Annotated in this window: 15 protein-coding genes; 13 read left to right on the forward strand and 2 right to left on the reverse strand. The window is 36.9% G+C overall.

Translation table 11 applies throughout. From position 1 onward, the window contains the following. A complete protein-coding gene (locus tag C7H19_RS06590; protein ID WP_106456098.1) occupies window positions 1–1,593 on the forward strand; it encodes a gamma-glutamyltransferase family protein in 1,593 nt (530 codons plus the stop codon). Window positions 1,594–1,599: 6 nt separating this feature from the next. On the opposite strand, the gene C7H19_RS06595 is transcribed toward C7H19_RS06590, so the two are convergent. Beyond that, window positions 1,600–2,004, reverse strand: coding sequence for an NIL domain-containing protein (locus C7H19_RS06595; RefSeq protein WP_106456099.1), 405 nt, complete (start codon window positions 2,002–2,004; stop codon window positions 1,600–1,602). 49 nt (window positions 2,005–2,053) lie between these two features. Here C7H19_RS06595 and C7H19_RS06600 point away from each other — a divergent pair, with 49 nt between their 5' ends. The 4 genes from C7H19_RS06600 (at window position 2,054) to C7H19_RS06615 (ending at window position 5,836) form a co-directional block, all read left to right on the forward strand. After that, the gene (locus tag C7H19_RS06600) at window positions 2,054–2,605 is read left to right on the forward strand and encodes a thioredoxin family protein (protein ID WP_106456100.1); all 552 of its coding nucleotides are present in this window, start codon (window positions 2,054–2,056) and stop codon (window positions 2,603–2,605) included. 2 nt (window positions 2,606–2,607) lie between these two features. After that, window positions 2,608–2,958 carry a hypothetical protein gene (locus C7H19_RS06605; protein ID WP_106456101.1) on the forward strand — a complete coding sequence of 117 codons (351 nt, stop codon included), beginning with the start codon at window positions 2,608–2,610 and terminating at the stop codon, window positions 2,956–2,958. After that, window positions 2,927–4,864 (forward strand): hypothetical protein, encoded by a 1,938-nt coding sequence (locus C7H19_RS06610; RefSeq protein ID WP_106456102.1) that lies wholly within the window; start codon window positions 2,927–2,929, stop codon window positions 4,862–4,864. The genes C7H19_RS06605 and C7H19_RS06610 overlap by 32 nt, the downstream gene beginning before the upstream one ends. 138 nt (window positions 4,865–5,002) lie before the next feature. Further along, on the forward strand, window positions 5,003–5,836 hold the full coding sequence (locus tag C7H19_RS06615) for a hypothetical protein (protein WP_106456103.1): 834 nt from the start codon (window positions 5,003–5,005) through the stop codon (window positions 5,834–5,836). 12 nt (window positions 5,837–5,848) lie between these two features. Here the strand turns inward: C7H19_RS06615 and gorA are convergent, their stop codons facing one another. Continuing rightward, a complete protein-coding gene (gorA, locus tag C7H19_RS06620) occupies window positions 5,849–7,201 on the reverse strand; it encodes a glutathione-disulfide reductase (RefSeq protein ID WP_106456104.1) in 1,353 nt (450 codons plus the stop codon). Window positions 7,202–7,246: 45 nt separating this feature from the next. On the opposite strand from gorA, the gene dacB reads away from it, so the two are divergent. From dacB to uppS, 8 genes are all read left to right on the forward strand, one after another. Next, entirely contained in the window at window positions 7,247–8,749 is a 1,503-nt protein-coding gene (gene dacB / locus C7H19_RS06625) for a D-alanyl-D-alanine carboxypeptidase/D-alanyl-D-alanine endopeptidase (RefSeq protein WP_106456105.1), read from the forward strand. A gap of 808 nt (window positions 8,750–9,557) precedes the next feature. Further along, complete coding sequence (locus C7H19_RS06630; RefSeq protein ID WP_106456106.1) at window positions 9,558–10,517, forward strand: glycosyltransferase family 2 protein; 960 nt, start codon at window positions 9,558–9,560, stop codon at window positions 10,515–10,517. Between the two features lie 107 nt (window positions 10,518–10,624). Then, window positions 10,625–12,844, forward strand: coding sequence for a hypothetical protein (locus C7H19_RS06635; RefSeq protein WP_146136495.1), 2,220 nt, complete (start codon window positions 10,625–10,627; stop codon window positions 12,842–12,844). 213 nt (window positions 12,845–13,057) lie between these two features. Further along, window positions 13,058–14,215: an MGDG synthase family glycosyltransferase gene (locus tag C7H19_RS06640; protein WP_106456108.1), complete on the forward strand. Its 1,158-nt coding sequence runs from the start codon at window positions 13,058–13,060 to the stop codon at window positions 14,213–14,215. After that, complete coding sequence (locus tag C7H19_RS06645; RefSeq protein ID WP_106456109.1) at window positions 14,205–15,734, forward strand: glycoside hydrolase family 1 protein; 1,530 nt, start codon at window positions 14,205–14,207, stop codon at window positions 15,732–15,734. The genes C7H19_RS06640 and C7H19_RS06645 overlap by 11 nt, the downstream gene beginning before the upstream one ends. A gap of 98 nt (window positions 15,735–15,832) precedes the next feature. After that, window positions 15,833–17,248, forward strand: coding sequence for a diaminopimelate decarboxylase (gene lysA, locus C7H19_RS06650; RefSeq protein WP_106456110.1), 1,416 nt, complete (start codon window positions 15,833–15,835; stop codon window positions 17,246–17,248). Window positions 17,249–17,322: 74 nt separating this feature from the next. Next, window positions 17,323–18,246, forward strand: coding sequence for a diadenylate cyclase CdaA (gene cdaA / locus C7H19_RS06655; RefSeq protein ID WP_106456111.1), 924 nt, complete (start codon window positions 17,323–17,325; stop codon window positions 18,244–18,246). Further along, window positions 18,243–18,992 (forward strand): polyprenyl diphosphate synthase, encoded by a 750-nt coding sequence (uppS, locus tag C7H19_RS06660; protein WP_106456112.1) that lies wholly within the window; start codon window positions 18,243–18,245, stop codon window positions 18,990–18,992. Before cdaA ends, uppS begins: the two co-directional genes overlap by 4 nt. Window positions 18,993–19,057: the final 65 nt, after the last annotated feature.

Raw genomic sequence — 19,057 nt, forward strand, 5'->3', positions numbered from 1 at the left:
ATGCAATTTGATCTAAACCATTACCCCTATTCTTCCCAACGTCGCGTTATCTTAGGAAAACGTTGTGCGATCGCAACCAGTCAACATTTAGCAACATTAGCAGGAATAGAAATATTTAATAAAGGAGGTAATGCGGTTGATGCAGCCGTAGCATCTGCTATTACTCTAACAGTTGTTGAACCTACTTCTAACGGAATTGGAGGGGATGCGTTTGCGCTTGTTTGGGATGGTAAAATACACGGAATTAATGGATCTGGAAAAAGTCCTCAGAATCTTAGTCTAGATCATTTTGCGGGATTCGATGAAATGCCCTTACGAGGATGGTTAGCTGTAACTGTACCTGGTGCAGTTGCTTTATGGCGTAGTTTGTGGGAAAAATGGGGAAAGTTACCCTTTGAAGAATTATTTATAAGTGCTATTCGTCACGCAACAGAAGGGTTCCCTGTCTCACCACTTACCGCAGAAGCTTGGGAACGTCCCCGAAGTCTCTATCTTCCACTCAAAGGAAAAGAATATCAACCTTTTAAAGATATCTTTTTTCCCAAAGGACGCGCACCAAAAACAGGAGAAATTTGGGGAAGTCAGGAACACGCAGAAACTCTAAAAGAAATAGCAACAACAGGAGGAGAAAGCTTTTATCGGGGGAAACTAGCAGAAGCGATCGCAAATTTCGCCGCAGAGACAGGGGGAATTATTACTCTAGATGATCTTAACGCACATCAAACATTATGGGTCGAGCCAATTTCTACAACATACCGTAACCTAGAAGTTTGGGAAATACCCCCGAATACACAGGGAATAGCTGCATTGATGGCACTCAATATTCTAGAAGAATTCGACATGAAAAACTGTGCTTATGAGAGTGGGGAAAGGTTGCATCGTCAAATAGAAGCAATGAAGTTAGCTTTTGCTGATGTCTATCATCATATTGGCGATTTAGCTCATATGAGTGTAACTTGTGAGCAATTACTTAATAAAACTTATGCAAAACAGCGACAACAACTGATCCAAGATACTGCTACTTCTCTATTTAATGCAGGTTTACCCACAGGAGGAACCGTATATTTATGTACTGCCGATCAAGATTTAATGGTGTCGTTGATTCAATCTAATTATGAAGGATTTGGCGGAGGAATTTTAGTTCCAGATACAGGAATTGCTTTACATAACCGAGGTGCAGGATTTACACTACAAGCAAATCATCCGAATCAAGTGGCACCTTCTAAACGACCATTCCATACGATTATCCCAGGATTTCTCACGCAAGATCAACAAGCGATCGGCCCGTTTGGGGTGATGGGCGCGCCAATGCAACCCCAAGGACACCTCCAAGTCGTCTCAAATCTAGTTGATTATCATTTTAATCCCCAAGCTACCTTAGATGCCCCTAGATGGCGATTTTTGCGAGAAAATAAAGTACTTTTAGAAAGGGGTGTACCCCCAGAAATAGTGCAAGATTTAGTGAATCGCGGTCATCAAATTTCAATGAGTCCTCATACTATGTTCGGCAAAGGTCAAATAATTATTAAACAAAATGGGGTTTTAGTCGCCGCTTCTGAATCTCGCGCTGATGGATTAGCATTAGGATATTAGTAAAACTTAAAAATTAGTTGAAATCGCTTGTAGGGGACAAGCTGGGATACACTGTTCACAGACCACACAACGAGAACGTAGAAACTTAAGTCTAAAACTATTAGGCTCAAGAGTTAAAGCTTCTGTTGGACAAACCCCCGTACATAAACCACAGTCTACACACTTCTCTTCATCGATCAAAATTTCTCGACTCGCTAAAGAAACCGTTATCCCTTGTGCTTTAAGCCATTCTAACGCGGCTTCTAAGGCATCAATATCACCCGATAACTCTAAAACCAGTTTTCCCACTTGATTTGGGGCTACCTGAGCGCGAATAATATTAGCAGCAACATTAAAATCTTTGGCAAGTAAGTAGGTTACTGGCATATGTACCGTTTTTTGGGGAAACGTTAGCGTTACTCGTTTTTTCATGAAATCTATTAAAGTAGTAAATAATGTATAAAAAAATGGCTTTATTTCAATGACTCAAGTAACAACCGATAATCGAATCAGAAATATTATTATCGCTCTAGCTGCTGTTATTTTGAGTGCTGCTCTTTTTTTCGGTCTTCAAACTCAAACTAACTCAACTTCATTAGAAGCGCAAGCAGAACAATCTATCCCTATCGAAACTGCTTTAGCCAATGGTAAACCGACTCTAACTGAATTTTATGCTAATTGGTGTACCAGTTGTCAGGCAATGGCTCCAGAAATCGCAGAAATTAAAAAGCAATACGGCAATTCAGTTAATTTTGTTATGTTGAATGTGGACAATAACAAATGGCTCCCCGAAATTTTGCGTTATCGAGTCGATGGTATTCCCCATTTTGTCTATCTTAACAAAGGAGGAAAAGCGATCGCACAAACCATCGGCGAACAACCGAAATCAATTATAGAAGCGAACCTAAATGCTTTAATTGCAGATAGTACCTTACCCTATGCCTCTTCTACGGGTCAGACTTCCAATTTTAACCTAGGAAGTACCGAGAATGCAGATCCTCGTAGTCATGGCGCACAAGTCGTCAGTGAATAAAAATGGCTATTATACTACAACATCTCAGTGATGGAAATGAATATATCTTTTTAGGAATAGGAGTAGAAGGACAAAAAAACTCTATTTCTTCCCGTATGTTAGGTGAATTCTTTGCCAAAGATGTTCCAGAAAAATCTACACTAATAGCAGCCTGTGATTCTTTTGGGAAAATCGTTTGGCTGAATATTAATGATGTTATTGTTGTCGAAGTTGATGGCGAAAAACCCGCAGAAATATTACCCGAAACCATCATCACTACTCCTTCTATTCCTATTCCCGACGACGAAGAAAAGACGAATACAGAAGAAAAAAGCAATCTAGATGAATTTCCCGAAGATGAAGATTGGATCTAAACTTAAAAAAAGACTAATTTGGGTTATTCTTCCTCTTTTTATCGCGTCTTGTACGGCAGTTGTTTACCCCCAATTTCCCTCAAACCCTTCTACCCAAACGACTACAGTTGGAGGTGTTGAACTTTTTGCCGTTGATGAGAAATTCCGTAACCAATGGACAAACGAACTCGAAACCCAATTCCAGCAACGCTCTAAAGCTATTATTCAAGCTTTCGCTAACCCCCAACAATACGGAAATACTTTTCAAGAAAATGAAAAGCGATCGTATCCTAACGCAATGTTTGACTTTTTAGCCGGAAACCGAGAACGAGCGATCGTATACTTACAACAAGAAGACGCACAAAGTAAAGATCACGCACATACCAACGGCATCGATTATTATTTTAGTTTCACTCTCAAAGGACAAATCCGTAAATATTTTCTTTTCGGTTCTTTTTTAGATCCCGCATACCGTCAAAAAATGTATGATGGAGCGAAACAATGGACACAAGAAGATCCCCTAACGCGTCCTCATCCAATATACGGCAATGGTGACGGAACTGGAGAAGATTGGAGTATTAAAAGACGCGGACTTTGGGTAGATGGACGCAATACCGATAACCTACGTGCAATGCGAGAAACATCGGTTTATTTGATGGCAGAAGAGACGGGAAATGAAGCGACACGCCAACGCTACAAACAAAAATTACAACGTTATGTATGGGCATTATACAACATTGGAATGGGAGAATGGGACTCAGAGGTGTATCATGGGCATACCTTCGCGCCTTATCTCAATCTCTACGATTTTGCTAAAGATCCAGAAGTTAAGCAACTCGCTAAATCTGCTCTAGATTGGCTTTCTAGTGCTGCTGCAATTAAGTATTATCGAGGAGGATGGGGGGGACCGGTTAAACGCGACTATGGCGGGGGAAATACCGTTTTAAGCTCAGATGCAGCGCGAACCTTTTGGCTATATTTTGGAGATACGCCTTTATCTAACCCTCGCCCCACATTAGATACACTCTACATGATTACCAGTACCTATCGTCCTCCTTTGGCGGTTGTTGCGGTTGCACAGAAAAAATTTAATAAACCTGTAGAAGTTTTCAGTACTAAACCTTTATACGAAAACTGGAAACCCGGAAATGATCAAAAACCCGGTTATTATGAAACACAGTTTTTTGGGCAAACTTATCAGATGGGAAGTCTTGCGGGTACTTTTGCTGATGGAGATGTCGCACCTTTTAAGTTATTGGCTTACAATTCGGTTAAAGGTGTTGATTTTTTTGTGGCAAATACAGGTAATACACGCCTTAGACCAGGAAAAAATAACGGTGATCAAATTGGACAATATCGAAATATCTTAATTTGGTTACGTCCTGCGGATCAACCTTTTTACTTTCAGTTACCGAAATCAGCAAAAATAGAAGTACAAGAGAATATTTGGTTTATCCAACTCGAAAAAACTTGGTTAGCCATTTACCCAATTAATTTAAATTATGAAGGAACTGTGACAATTGAAGACCAAAAATATCAAGAGATTTATTCATCGCAACAAACCTTAAAAGCGTCTCCAAAAGCGAGTATATATAGTGGTTTTGCTTTAGAAGTTGGAGAAAATGAGACTCATGGAAGTTATGAGATTTTTAAACAAAATATTCAACAAAAACAACGATTGAATATAACAGCATTAGCTAAAGGTAAAGTTAGTTTAGAAGCTACAACCAAACAACAATTAGACTTTACTTATAATCAGCTTAATCTTTTACCTATGCTGCGTCGAGATGGCAAAGAATATAAGCGAGCATATGATTTATACAAAAGTATGAGTTTAGATGGTTCTCCGATTTCTCTGGGATGGAAAAAGGGAAAATTAAAGGTTAAAACTGAAGAATATACTTTTGAAAGTTTTTATCAAAAGTGAGAGCAATACCATGTTTTGTTAGAGTTTGTAACATTTAATGGATAAAATTATTAATTTTTAATGTTTTTTTCCCTAGCTAAATTGGGTATTCTCAGGATATATTATTTATTGATTATATAAATTATTGGACAAAAACTCATGTTTAAACAAGCATTGCTAAAAGCTTTAAATATTGGTGCAAACCCAGACTGGCTACAACAAAAAAGCCTTAATTTACTTCAAAAATTTGGCAATCTTAGTTATGAACAATCTTTAGCATTACAAATTATCGATCGACCCCATTATGGCTATTGTGTTTATCATAGCGCAGCCCTAGCCAAAAAATTAGGTTATTCAAGAATTAGTGTTGTAGAATTTGGGGTTGCTGGTGGAAATGGTTTAATAAATTTAGAATATCATGCTGAACAAGTCTCAAAAATTTTTGGCATAGATATAGATATTTATGGGTTTGATACAGGAGAAGGATTACCAAAACCAATAGATTATAGAGATTTACCCTATCATTGGCAAGAATCTTTTTTTAAAATGAATATCCCAGAACTTAAAAATCGCCTCACAAAAGCTCAATTAGTATTAGGTGATATTCGAGAAACCGTCACCAATTTTTTTCAAGAATATCAACCCGCCCCGATTGCAGCAATGTTTCATGATTTTGATTATTATTCATCAACCATCGCAGCTTTTAAAATGTTTGACGAAGACGAAAAATATTTATTACCCCGAATTTACTGCTATTTAGATGATGTTATTGGTTCAGAAATAGAACTTTATAACGATTATACAGGAATTCGATTAGCGGTTAATGAATTTAATGAGAATCATTCCCTAAAAAAACTCAGCCCCGCTTATCATCTACTAACTCGTCAACATCTAAAAACTTGGTATCATCAAATTTATATTTATCACGACTTTAGTCATAGTAAATATAATCAATTTATTAGTTCCGATGCTCAACAATTGCCTTTACAATAAAATCATTAAATGTTATCGCATGGTGACAAATTCTTCGGCAGCGCTAGGATGAATGCCAACGGTTGCATCAAAATCAGCTTTTTTTGCACCCGTTTTAATTGCGATCGCCACACCTTGAATAATTTCTGCCGCATATTCTCCCACCATATGCGCCCCAACCACTTTTTCAGTAGCGGTTTCTACAATTAATTTCATCATCGTTTTTTCGTCTTTTCCCGTCAGTGTGTGATACATAGGACGAAACTTAGAACGATAAATCTTTACGCCATCTTCGCCATATTTCGCCTTAGCATCCTCTTCAGTTAAACCGACTGATGCAGCTTCTGGGGAGCTAAACACAGCAGAGGGGATATTTTCATAACTCATCACACGAGGTTTTCCCCCAAACACCGTATCTGCTAAAGCGCGTCCCTCATTAATCGCCACAGGTGTTAGATTAACTTTATTAGAACAATCTCCCACTGCATAAATATTATCCACCGAAGTTACGCTATATTCATTCACTGCAACTGATCCATCTACAACTTCTACCCCAGCATTTTCTAACCCCAAATGTTCGATCATCGGTTTTCTTCCTGTAGCAGCTAAAGCAACTGCATCAGCAACAATAACTTCTGATGTGGGATCTCCTTCGATATGAATTTTAAATCCTTCTTCTGTTCTTTCGATCAAAGACGGCATACTATTAGTTAGGATGCGGATACCGTGTTTTTCCATTCCTTCTTGTATAAGCGATCGTACATCATCATCAAACCCTCTGAGAATTTTATCGCCTCGAACAATTTGAGTGACTTCTGTACCAAGTCCATTCATAATACAAGCAAATTCTACCGCAATATACCCCGCCCCTAAAATTACAATTCGTTTCGGTTGTGTGGTTAATTTAAACATATCATCAGAAACTAGAGTATGTTCGATCCCTGGAATATCTGGACGAAAGGGATGCCCCCCAACTGCGATTAAAATTTTATCAGCCGTTATTTTTTCGTCTCCCACTTCTACAGTATGGGGATCAATAAACCTAGCGTATTTTGGGAAAATCTTGACTTTAGAATTATCTAACATTCTTTGATAGATATCATTAAGTCGGGTTACTTCTTCTTCAACGACATGGATCAATTTTGACCAATCTAAGGTACTATGAACAGGACTCCAGCCGTAACCTGTTGCTTCTTCAAAATGATCAGGAAAACGAGACGCATACACCATCAATTTTTTAGGAATACAACCTCGGTTAACACAAGTTCCCCCGAGACGACTTACTTCTGCTAAACCTACTTTAGCGCCGTATTCTGCGGCACGTCTAGCAGTGGCTATACCGCCCGATCCACCACCAATGACAAAAAAATCAAAATCGTAACTCATACGTCGTTTATCCTGTGTAAGATATGAAATCCGAATCAAATTAGAATGCTAATACGCTCTTTTAAATGGGGTCAACCGTTGTTGGTGTTGCTGCTGTGGGTTGGTATACAAATTCCTCAAACCAAGGAAGGCACGAACCCAAATATTATAATCGCACAAAATAATGTTTCTAAGTCGATCTGTCCAAATGAGTTGGGAACGAAGATCGAGGAGATTATTCAGCGTCGGGAATTTATGCGATCGCATTGGGGTATCTTAATTCAACCCCTTAATTCTAATTTTAACCTTTATGCTAAAAATTCTGAAAAGTTTTTTATTCCTGCTTCTAATATTAAACTGCTTACGACTGCTGCTGCTTTATTAGAATTCGGTTCACAATTTTTTATCCGCACTCCTATTTATCGTGTTGGTCATCCTCCTAATCTAACAACTTTAAGACTTGTTGGACAAGGTGATCCAACTATAACCACCGATACTCTAAAAGCATTAGCTAAACAACTCAAACAACAGGGAATACAAAAAATAGAAAAACTCATTATTCAAGAAGGTTATTTTAATAATTCGGGAATTCCTCCGATGTGGGAATGGGATGATCTATTCTTTTCTTATGGTGTTCCTGCTAATACTTTTGTTTTGAATGAAAATACTTTTGATTTAATTTTAACGCCCACTCAAGTCGGTCAACAACTACAATTATCTTGGACTGATTCAATAGCTGCTAAACAATGGCAATTTGAAAATTTAACAACAACCACTGATTCTACAACTGATAATAATATTTCAATTCAAGGATTTTTCGCCCAATCTCGTTTAATCATTCGCGGACAACTTGGGAATAATGTTACTCCAAATACAGAAAAAATAGCAATTATTGCTCCTAATAAGTATTTTCTCGATACTTTAGCAGAAGTTTTAGAAAATGAAGGAATAAGCGTCGCTCAAAAACAAATTATTTCTGGTAATGATAGTAATCGTTTAGAAAATGAGATTGCTTTTATTATTTCACCATCCTTAGAATTACTCATCCAAAAAGTAAATCACGAAAGTCATAATTTATATGCAGAGACACTTTTAAAGCTTTTAGAAAATAAAGCCAACGATGAGCCGAAAACTTCCATACTCCAAAAACAACTAACACAATTAGGAATTGATGAAAATAGTTATAAAATTGTGGATGGTTCGGGTTTATCGCGGCATAATTTAGCAACACCCGATACTTTTGTTACACTTTTACAAAATATCTCGCAAACACCACAAGGAAAAGTCTATCGTAATTCTTTAGCCGTTGGTGGGATTAATGGAACTCTAGCCAATCGATTTAAAAATACACCAATACAAGGAAATTTACAAGGTAAAACTGGTAGTCTTTCGGGAATATCTGCACTATCAGGATATTTAGATATTCCCAATGGTGAAACGCTGGTTTTTAGTATTATGATTAATACATCAGATCAACCTAATACTAATCTTCGTCAAGGAATTGATGAGATTATTCTATTATTAAGTCAATTGAAAAAATGTTCTAATAATAACTCTAGCTTATTGTAGTACTTTACCTAACTGTTGTTTGCGTTGATTCAACTTTTCTTGTTGAAGTTTAATAATAATTTATTCTAGTGGATTCTTGCTCTCTCCATTTCTTGACAATTTCGATGCACTCTTGTTAAGGTTAATTCAGGTTAAGCAAACTTTTATAGTAGTTCTATTGCATGAATAGCTAGAGAATATAACTATAAGTGAATGCACAAGGGTTAGTGAGCCGCTCAAGACAAAGATGCCATACAGTGAGTTAGACCAGCTTACCGAAGCGAATTCAAACAATTGTATCAAGGATTGGCACGACTCCGCGTTCGAGTCGAAAATGCACTCGACCGCTTCAAGATTTTTCCTATGGGATCACGTGGGAGGACTACTATACAACAATCAAAGCTTGCTAGTCACCCTGTCAGGTTCTAAACTTTGAATTCCGATAATTGACGCTACAGGATTTCCTATACAATGCTTGACAAAGTACTGAATTATGTTAAACTCAACTATGTTTAAGCACTAACTTGCTAAAATGTTAAATTAAAGATTTAAATCTTTAACTCTGGTAATAAAGAAAGTTGTAATTGTATGCTTATTTTTTAATAGTAATAATTGCATCAAGATGCTTTTTGTATTAAAATAAGATTTATTTAATATAACATAGATATAAAATTTATTAAAATTTTCTTTAATGATGATTAAAGTTTGTATTTATAAGAGGTCTAAGTAATTTTATTTATAGAAAATAATCATTTTTATATTAAGCTAGAGGAATTTTTGTTTAATTGTATAAATGTTAATTTTATCTATGGCTAATACTTAATAAAATATGAATATTACTAATGAAGTATACTACACAATTATAATTCCAATCTTCAACGAAGAAGAAACTCTTTGGGAATTATGGAATCAGTTGAAGCTAGTTTTAGATTCTCTTGAGGGGGACAGTGAAGTTATTTTTGTAAATGATGGCAGTATAGATCAATCATTAACAATTCTTAAAACATTAAGTGAGCAATATAAAGAGATAAAAATCATCTCGCTTTCCAGAAATTTTGGACATCAATGTGCCTTATCTGCAGGCATTGATCATGCAAGAGGAAGATGCGCCATTCTTATGGATGGAGACCTGCAAGATTCTCCTCAAGCAATTTTTGATTTTGTAGAGAAGTGGAAAGACGGATATGAAGTGGTCTACGCAATTCGGAGAAAGCGTAAAGAGAATTGGATAAAACGATTAGGTTTTGTCACTTTTTATCGTATTTTGAATGTATTATCTGGCTTTACACTTCCTTTAGATGCGGGAATCTTTTCACTAATTGATCAAAAAGTCGTATTGGCATTGCGAAATATGCCAGAAAGAAACAAATATCTCACTGGCTTACGTGCCTATGCAGGTTTTAAGCAGACTGGAATTTTAGTTGAACGAGGCCCCCGCTATCGAGGCGAGCCTAGAGTTACTCCAGTAAAATTGGTAAAATTAGCATTTGATGGAATTTTATCATTTTCGGTTGTGCCTCTGAGAATTGCCACATTGCTCGGATTTATTTCTGCTGGTTTTTCATTGATTTTAGGGTTAATAGGTTTATATTCTAAGTGGGTTCTGGGTCAAGAATTCTTATCTTGGAGTTTTGGACTGACAACTACATTTTTTATGGGAGGAGTCCAATTAATTTTTTTAGGAATAATTGGTGAGTATATCGGTCGAATTTATGAAGAAATTAAGCAAAGACCTTATTATATAGTAGATCAGATAATTGAATGTTGTCAAAACCAAATAAAACCTTAATGGAGCTATTAAATTCTTGATTAACTCCTGACTATAAAAATAGTATTACTTATTTGTTATAAACTCAATTCTCTATGTACTTTAAGACAAAATTCTTAGGTTTATCTTTGAAATTTATTGCTTTGTTTATAGCTATTATACCTGCTTTTTTGTTGGCACATTTCATTATAGTGAATGCAGTTAATGTCCCTTTTTGGGATGATTGGGATGTTCCAGGAATAATTCTTATTAAGCTATCACAGAATTCTCCGCTAACTTTTCAAGATCTCATTGCTCAACATAATGACAGCCGAAAATTTTTTACAAAATTAATTTTTATAGGTTTAGCCTATTTAACGAATTGGGACGTTAGGTATCCCATGTTAGTTAGTTTTTTGTTAGCTTGTTTAATTTCTTTTAATATATTCAAACTCAGTCAATTAACTTTAAGCAAAACAGATATTTTATTGCTTTTTCTCATTTTACTTACTAATCTTTTAATTTTTAGTCCCGTCTCAGAAAATTGGTTATGGAGTATACAGCTTGTTGTATTCATTCCTATTGCTTGTATCACATCTTGCCTAGTGGTACTGTATTCCTCACTTAAAAATAACATCAAGTTTGTTATTTGCGCTATTTTAGCAACTATTAGTACTTATTCATATGCTAATGGAATGCTAGCTTGGATTATTATTTTTCCACTCTTAATATTTTTGCCTGATTTATCCTTAAAAAGTTGGAAAAGCAAAAAAATCTTATTGATGGGATGGTTAGCTTGTTTTACTGCTAATATAAGTTTATATTTTTATAACTTTCATAAGCCAGATATAACTTCTAGTCCTTTAAAAGTTATTCAGCAACCAATCAATGTTATTATTAAGTATTTTTTGACTTTTCTTGGCGCGCCTTTAGGGAAAGGGGACTTAACAAATAGCTTTGTTATTGGATTGATATTAGTGATATTCATCATTTTAATATGCTTTTATCTTTTGATAAATTTATCAAATAAAAAACTGCTTTATCAAGCAATTCCTTGGCTGGCAATTGCATCTTACTCTATATTAAATGCGCTGTTAACAACAGGGCGACTGGGTTTTGGTGGGAGCGAACAGGCCTTAGCATCTCGATACTTAAATTTTTCTCCTTTTCTAGCAATCGCACTAATTTATTTAATACCTCTTATCTTAAGAGATCTCAAAACAAAGGGATTTGGTCGCTCACAAAAATGGTTATTTTTTTTAATCACTGTCTTTTTATCTTCAAGTTTAATATTTTTGTCGCTGACTAATTTTGTTTATGGAATTGAAAGAATGTCTTCTCTTAAAGAAGATCGTTTATATGGAAAATCTTGTTTGTTATTAATAAATGTATTCCTCGATAGCGATTGCATAAAATCGAAAATCTACCCCCATGACATAGACATGACTCAAGCTCGTGCTAATCAATTCAATGACATAGGTTTTATAACACCTAAATTAGTCGATCATAGCATCTTTGATACTCCAAATAAAACAGGAATGCCAATAGAGAGACAATTTGGAAAGATAACGCTTAAAAATACTCAGCCTGAATATTTAACAAAAGTAAATTTAGACAATAATTTCGTCGTATCAGGATGGGCAATTAATCCTAAAGCACAAAAACCAGCCGATGCAGTAATTTTAACTGCTGAACAGTCCAATAGTCGGGTTACTCCTTTAGCAATTGCTCAAGTTAAAGAAGAGAGTCGAGATTTATCTCAAGCGTTGCAGCAAAAAAAATATGATCACTCTGGTTGGCAATATACCTTATCTGCTGACACTATCCCTGCAGATGCGACTCAAATAACAGCGTGGAGTTTTGATAGTGAGAATGGCAAAGCTTATAAAATAGGTAGTACTACCTTAAAAGGAATAATGAGACAAAAATTTATTTCTGAAAAAAACCTTTTATCGGGAGTTGAACCTAAATTTACTATCAAAAATTTAGGCAAAATTAGTTTTGCACAAAATGTTGGAGTAATTGATGTTATCAACAGTTCTACTAATAGCGAACAGACTATTGTCAAAAATACTCCTATTAAGATTGCAGGATGGGCTATGCTGCCTACACAGAATAAACCTGCCGATACGGTAATTATTACTGTAGGAGATGACAATATTATTACAGCATACGCTTCAGTAAATTTGGAACGCCCTGATGTTGCTCAAGCTTTTAATAATCCCGCTTTGCTTCGCTCAGGGTGGAATGCTGAAATTGAGCTTTCTGCTTTAACTGGAGATAAAGTAATCTTAAAAGCATGGATTTATGAGCCAACTAAAAAAAGCGTTTATAAATTATATAATACATTTACTTTAAACATACAATAAAAATTGTTGTAACCAGTAACTTACATTAAAAATTTTCCTCTTGGTTGGTTGGTGTAGCACGTATATCTGGAGGAAGTTTTGCCATCGCTAAGTTATGAAAATGTCTCTCAGTTATTTTAAGGACTCACGAACGAATACAGTTAGATAGATGTTGTTTATTGATGAATCGACTATATTGACATAGTATGAACCAATGACTTTGCTACTTTCTCTATGACGACAATTCTTATCTTATATGCTTCCCTTGGCGCTGGACATCTAAATGCAGCTAAAGCTTTAACCGAAGCATTTTCCCATTATCCTGATGTAGAAGTTCACTCTCAAGATGCGCTTTTATATGCGAGTCCAATCTATCGCACTAGCATAACTCAAATCTATAAGCAATTGAGCGAAAGAATACCCACATTATACAAAGCTATTTATGAGGGTACCGATGGCGATGATGTAGAAGAATCTCTAGATGGTAATCTTTCTGTTGCTAGATTAGAGTTTCTGTTTTTTAGAAAATTAGAAGATTTAGTCACTGAAATTAATCCAGATGTGATTATTTCCGTTCAACAAATTCCGAGTCGTTTAATACAATTATTAAAACAGAAAAATAATTGGTCAATCCCTCATTATGTCGTTGTTACAGATGCGATCGCTCATAGTAGTTGGCTTAATCATGAAATTAATGGGTATTTTCTCCCTAGTCAAATTGGGGTAAATATGCTAACCCAACGAGGCGCAAATCCAGAATTATTACATATTACGGGAATTCCGATTAAATTAGAAGTTCTTGAACCAAAAAGTAAAGCAGAAATGCAATTAAATCATAATCTATTATTAGATCGTCCAGTCATTACTATATTTTGCGGTGGTTTAAATACACAACGAGTCAAAATTATTATTACTGATTTTTTAGCCTCTGCGACTCCTTTAACCCTAATTGTTATTGCAGGAAGAAACGAGACTCTACTAGATGCGATCGAAGATCTCACCGACAGCGAACAAGTAAAATTGGTTAAAATAGGTTCAATCGACTATGTAGATGATCTCATTGTCGCCAGCGATCTGATTATTACCAAAGCAGGAGGATTGATCACCAGTGAGATCCTAGCACGTGGTATCCCAATGATTATAATCGATCCAATTCCAGGTCAAGAAGAACAAAACGCCGATGTAATTGCAGCTTCGGGCGCAGGTATCCAAATACGTCTCCCTGAAATGGTTGCACAAACTGTGATTTATCTACTCAATTATCCTGAACGTTTAGCACAAATGCGTCAAGCAGCTTTAGCATCAGGGCAACCCCGCGCAGCCCTTGATATTGCTGAATTTATTCTCAATGATATACAGTCTCCAAAGGAGGTAGCCAGTCTTGTTCAATAATTCTGATTTTCTTTGGGGTGTTGCTTCTTCAGGATATCAAAGCGAAGGCGGTTATAACGGAATAGGACAACCACAAAATAACTGGTCAGAAAGCGAAATACACGGGTTAGTTATGCCAACGGGTACAGCCGCCGAATTATGGACTCGTTATGAAGAAGATTTTAAAACCTGTCAGAATTTGGGTGTTAATAGCTTTCGTCTTAGTCTAGAATGGGCAAGAATTCAACCTTGTACGACGCTTGAACCTATTAATCCGCCAGCTTTTGATAAAAATGTTCTTGATGCTTATACTAAACTAATTGCTTCTTGTCGTCATCACGGACTAGAACCCGTTGTTACCCTCTCTCATTTTACACATCCGGCTTGGTTGGGTCTAGATGCTTGGTTAGAACCCGAAACGATCGATCTTTTTATAAAATATGTCCAAATGACGGTAACTCATATTAACCGTTGTTTGATTCATGAATATGAACTACCACCCATACAATGGTATATCACGATTAATGAGCCTAATATTCTCGTTCCGAATACTTATTTAAGTACGATGTTTCCTTCTGGCGGAGCGTGGGGAACTCAGGCGGCTCTAAAAGCTTATAATAATCTATTGGTGGCTCATGTTCGCGCTTATGACTGCATCCATCACATTTATGAGTCGAATGATTGGTTAACGCCTCAAGTCTCTCTGAATACTTATTGTAGTGATTTATATTGGTCAGAAAAGGTGATTTGGGATCTATTATCCCTAAAACAAAATACTCTACAACGGGAGCAACTGCCAGATTATTTTAAAAAACGAGCGCAAGAGTTAGAAAATGCTTTAATTATCGCGGATCTTCCTTTTAGTCGGGATCTTCCCTATCGAGTTGGATTAATTGCCCGAAAAATCGCCCGATGGGTTGCCCGCAGAAGCTTTAATCTACAAGTCTTTGAACCGTTTTTTCAAACACTAGAATCAATTGATCGCCCAAAAGTCTTTGATTATATCGCTATTGATTATTATGATCCTTTTTTTGCTCATACTTTCCGTCTTCCCTCTTTTTCCGACTTTGAATTTGAGGCAAAAGATTTTCGCGCTTGGGTGATGAGTGGAATTACGAGTAAATGGTGGAATTGGCGATCGCTCCCAGAAGGTTTACATTTCTTTTGTAAATATTATTCACAAATATTTGACAATTGTCCCATTTTAGTAGCAGAAAATGGCATGGCGTTACGTCGTAAACCTGATAATAGCATTGCCGCGTCTCGTCCAGATGAATTGCGTCGGAGTAAATTTTTAGAAGCGCACGTACAACAGGTTAACCGACTACGTGATGAAGGTGTACCGATGATTGGTTATATTTATTGGTCGTTAACGGATAATTATGAATGGGGTTCGTATACACCGCGTTTTGGTTTATTAACGATCGATTATGCTCAAGGTACAGAAAGACTTGTTGAGGATCATTTAGGCGATCGACCTTCCCAAACCTATGCTAAATTAATCCGAGAATCTTTAATAAAATCGAACCTTAGTTCTTAGATTGGATTCTTTGCGGTCTAGTTTTCATCGTACACTTAATAAAGAAGGCGGCACATTGATAGCCTTCAGACTCTTCCCAACTGAAAATTATATTAAATATGTTATCAGCAGAACCATTAGCACAATCAGGAAAACAGTATCTAGAGACGCAAAATTCCCCTAATCAAAATCTTTTACCCCTAAGTGCAAGAGTCAACAGTAAAAACCATCTCGAAATCGGTGGATGTGATGTAACAACCTTAGTGGCTCAGTATGGCACACCGTTGTATATTGTAGATGAAATGACCTTGCGTACTGCTTGTCGTCAATATCGGGATAGCTTTAAATCCTATTATTCAGGTGAATCTCAAGTTATTTACGCGTCTAAAGCTTGGAGTTGTTTGGCGGTTTGTGGAGTAATAGCGAGTGAAGGTTTAGGGTTTGATGTGGTTTCCAGTGGCGAACTTTATACCACTTTAACAGCCCTCGAACAAATGGGCATCGCCGAGCAAAGCTTAAATAAAATTTATTTTCATGGTAATAATAAATCAGAATCAGAATTAAAATACGCGCTCTCGATCGGCTGTAAGATTATTGTTGATAACTGGCTAGAATTGGAAACCCTCGTTAAATTAGGTTCAGATTTAGGCGTTTCTTCGATCCCAATTTTGCTGAGACTCACCCCAGGAATTGAATGTCATACTCATGAATATATCCGCACAGGGCATTTAGATAGTAAATTTGGTTTCGATCCAAATCAAATGGATGCTGTACTAACTTATGTCTCACAACAACCGATTCTAAACTGTTTAGGGCTTCATGCTCATATCGGATCACAAATTTTTGAACGACAACCCCATCAAGATTTAGGGGGCGTTTTAATTGAGTGGATGCAAAAAGCCATTCATAAATATAATTTATCCATTACAGAAATTAATGTCGGTGGAGGTTTGGGTATTCGCTACACAGAAAGTGATGATCCCCCAAGTATCGAAGAATGGGTGAAAACCGTTTCCCTATCGGTGATGAATGCTTGTCAAATCAATAACTTACCCTTACCGAAACTCATCGCAGAACCTGGGCGATCGCTCATTGCCACTGCTTGTGTAACCGCTTATACCGTAGGCAGTCGCAAAGAAATTCCCAACATACGAACCTATATTGCGGTTGATGGAGGAATGTCGGATAACCCACGCCCCATTACTTATCAATCTGTTTATCGAACCGTCATCGCCAACAAGATGTCTACATTCTGTCAGGAAACCGTGACAATTGCGGGAAAACACTGTGAGTCAGGGGATATTCTAATAAAAGATGCTCAAATTCCGCTTGCTCGACCTGGTGACATTCTGGTCGTTATGGCGACAGGGGCTTATAACTATAGTATGGCCTCTAACTATAATCGTTTACCTCGTCCGGCGGCTGTTATCGTCAGTGAAGGCGAAGCTAATCTAATTTTGCACAGAGAAACCAATGAGGATCTATTGCGACAAGATAGGCTTCCAGAGCGTCTAAAGCAAGAGTTTAGGGGTTAGGGACTACAATCATTCAATAACCAAAACTTTTGTGAGCATTCCTAGAGTGATCTTTCATTTTGAATTTCTTTCTCATGTCGGGTTTTTTTCCTGACCACCGTTTGCTTATTTCTTGGCTGATCTCCAATAGTACCGCGCTGATTGATATTGGATTAGTTCTCTTTCTGGTTTATACGATTCTCTTTATTGTTGGAGAACGTCGTACTTTATGGATGGTTAGAGGATTAATTATTTTAATGTTGGCCTCGGTGATCAGCCAAAGATTAGGTATGGTATTACTTAGCTTTGTTTTAGAAAAATTAGTCATAGGTTCGTCTGTTGCAATGGCGTTTGTCTATCAAACAGAGTTTAGGCGGTTTTTGGAACAATTAGGCCGAGGACAAATTCTACAACTCTTTAAACGTGGTACACCTAGTCCTAGACCCGATAATGTGATAGATGAAATAGTTGATGCAGTAAAAGAACTGTCTCAAAATAGAACCGGTGCTTTGATGGTACTAGAAACCGTTAGTAGCGTCGATACTCGCGTTTTTATTAATCAAGGTGTGAGTTTAAATGGAGAAGTTTCTAAAGAACTCATACAAACAATCTTTCAACCGAAAACCCTCTTACATGATGGTGCTGTTTTTATTCGAGGCGCGAGAATTATATCAGCAGGTGTAATCTTACCATTAAGCGATCGCACTGCTTCCCGTCAACTTGGAACCCGTCATCGGGCTGCAATGGGAATCACCGAACGATTAGATAATTGTTTGTGTATCATTGTTTCTGAGGAAACAGGTTCAATATCACTCGCAGAACGAGGATTACTGAATCGTCCTTTAACTAGCAGTAAATTAAAAGAATTATTAGATGAACGATTTTCACCCGCCGTAGAACGGGAAACTGTAACCCCCAGTTTAGGCCGATTAGGTCGTACAATTGGCATACAAGGACATAATCTATACAAACTATTCTTCCGTACATCATCTGCACCGAACCCCAAAAATAAGAAATGACTGTTCAGCTTAAAGTGTTACAAGAATTACCAAGTGATCTTGATCGAAATTGTTTGCCTTTTCACGTAGCGGTTATTATGGATGGTAATGGTCGCTGGGCAAAACATCGGGGTTTACCGCGTATCATGGGGCATCAACGCGGGGTAGACACACTCAAAGATTTACTGCGGTGTTGTCGAGATTGGGGAATTCCTGCTTTAACCGCTTATGCTTTTTCTACCGAAAATTGGGGTAGACCTTTAGAAGAAGTCGAATTTTTAATGACTTTATTTGAACGGGTTTTACGACGCGAATTAAAAGAAATGATGACAGAAAATGTCAAAATCCGTTTTGTTGGGAATTTATCCGCCCTTCCTGTTTCACTACAAGAAGAAATCGAGCGCTCGATGGATGAAACTAAAAATAACACAGGAACTCAATTTACTGTAGCAACTAACTACGGCGGACGACAAGAAATTATTCAAGCTTGCCGAGAAATCGCAACTTTAGTTCAGCAAGGTAAAATTAATCCAGAAGACATTAACGAGTCCCTGTTTGAACATCATTTGTATACATCTGGCATCCCTCACCCTGATTTACTCATCCGTACCAGTGGCGAAATGCGTCTTAGTAATTTTCTACTTTGGCAAATGGCTTATGCTGAAATTTATGTCACTCATACTCTTTGGCCCGATTTTGATCGGAAGCATTTTCATCTCGCCCTACAAGCTTATCAAAAACGCGATCGACGTTTCGGGAAAATCTAAAATATTCTCTGATGTTTTCACCATCAGTTACTTGCATCGCTCATCATAGTAATAGACTCTATCAT

Source organism: Aphanothece hegewaldii CCALA 016 (assembly GCF_003007785.1).
Classification (GTDB): domain Bacteria; phylum Cyanobacteriota; class Cyanobacteriia; order Cyanobacteriales; family Microcystaceae; genus Chroococcus; species Chroococcus hegewaldii.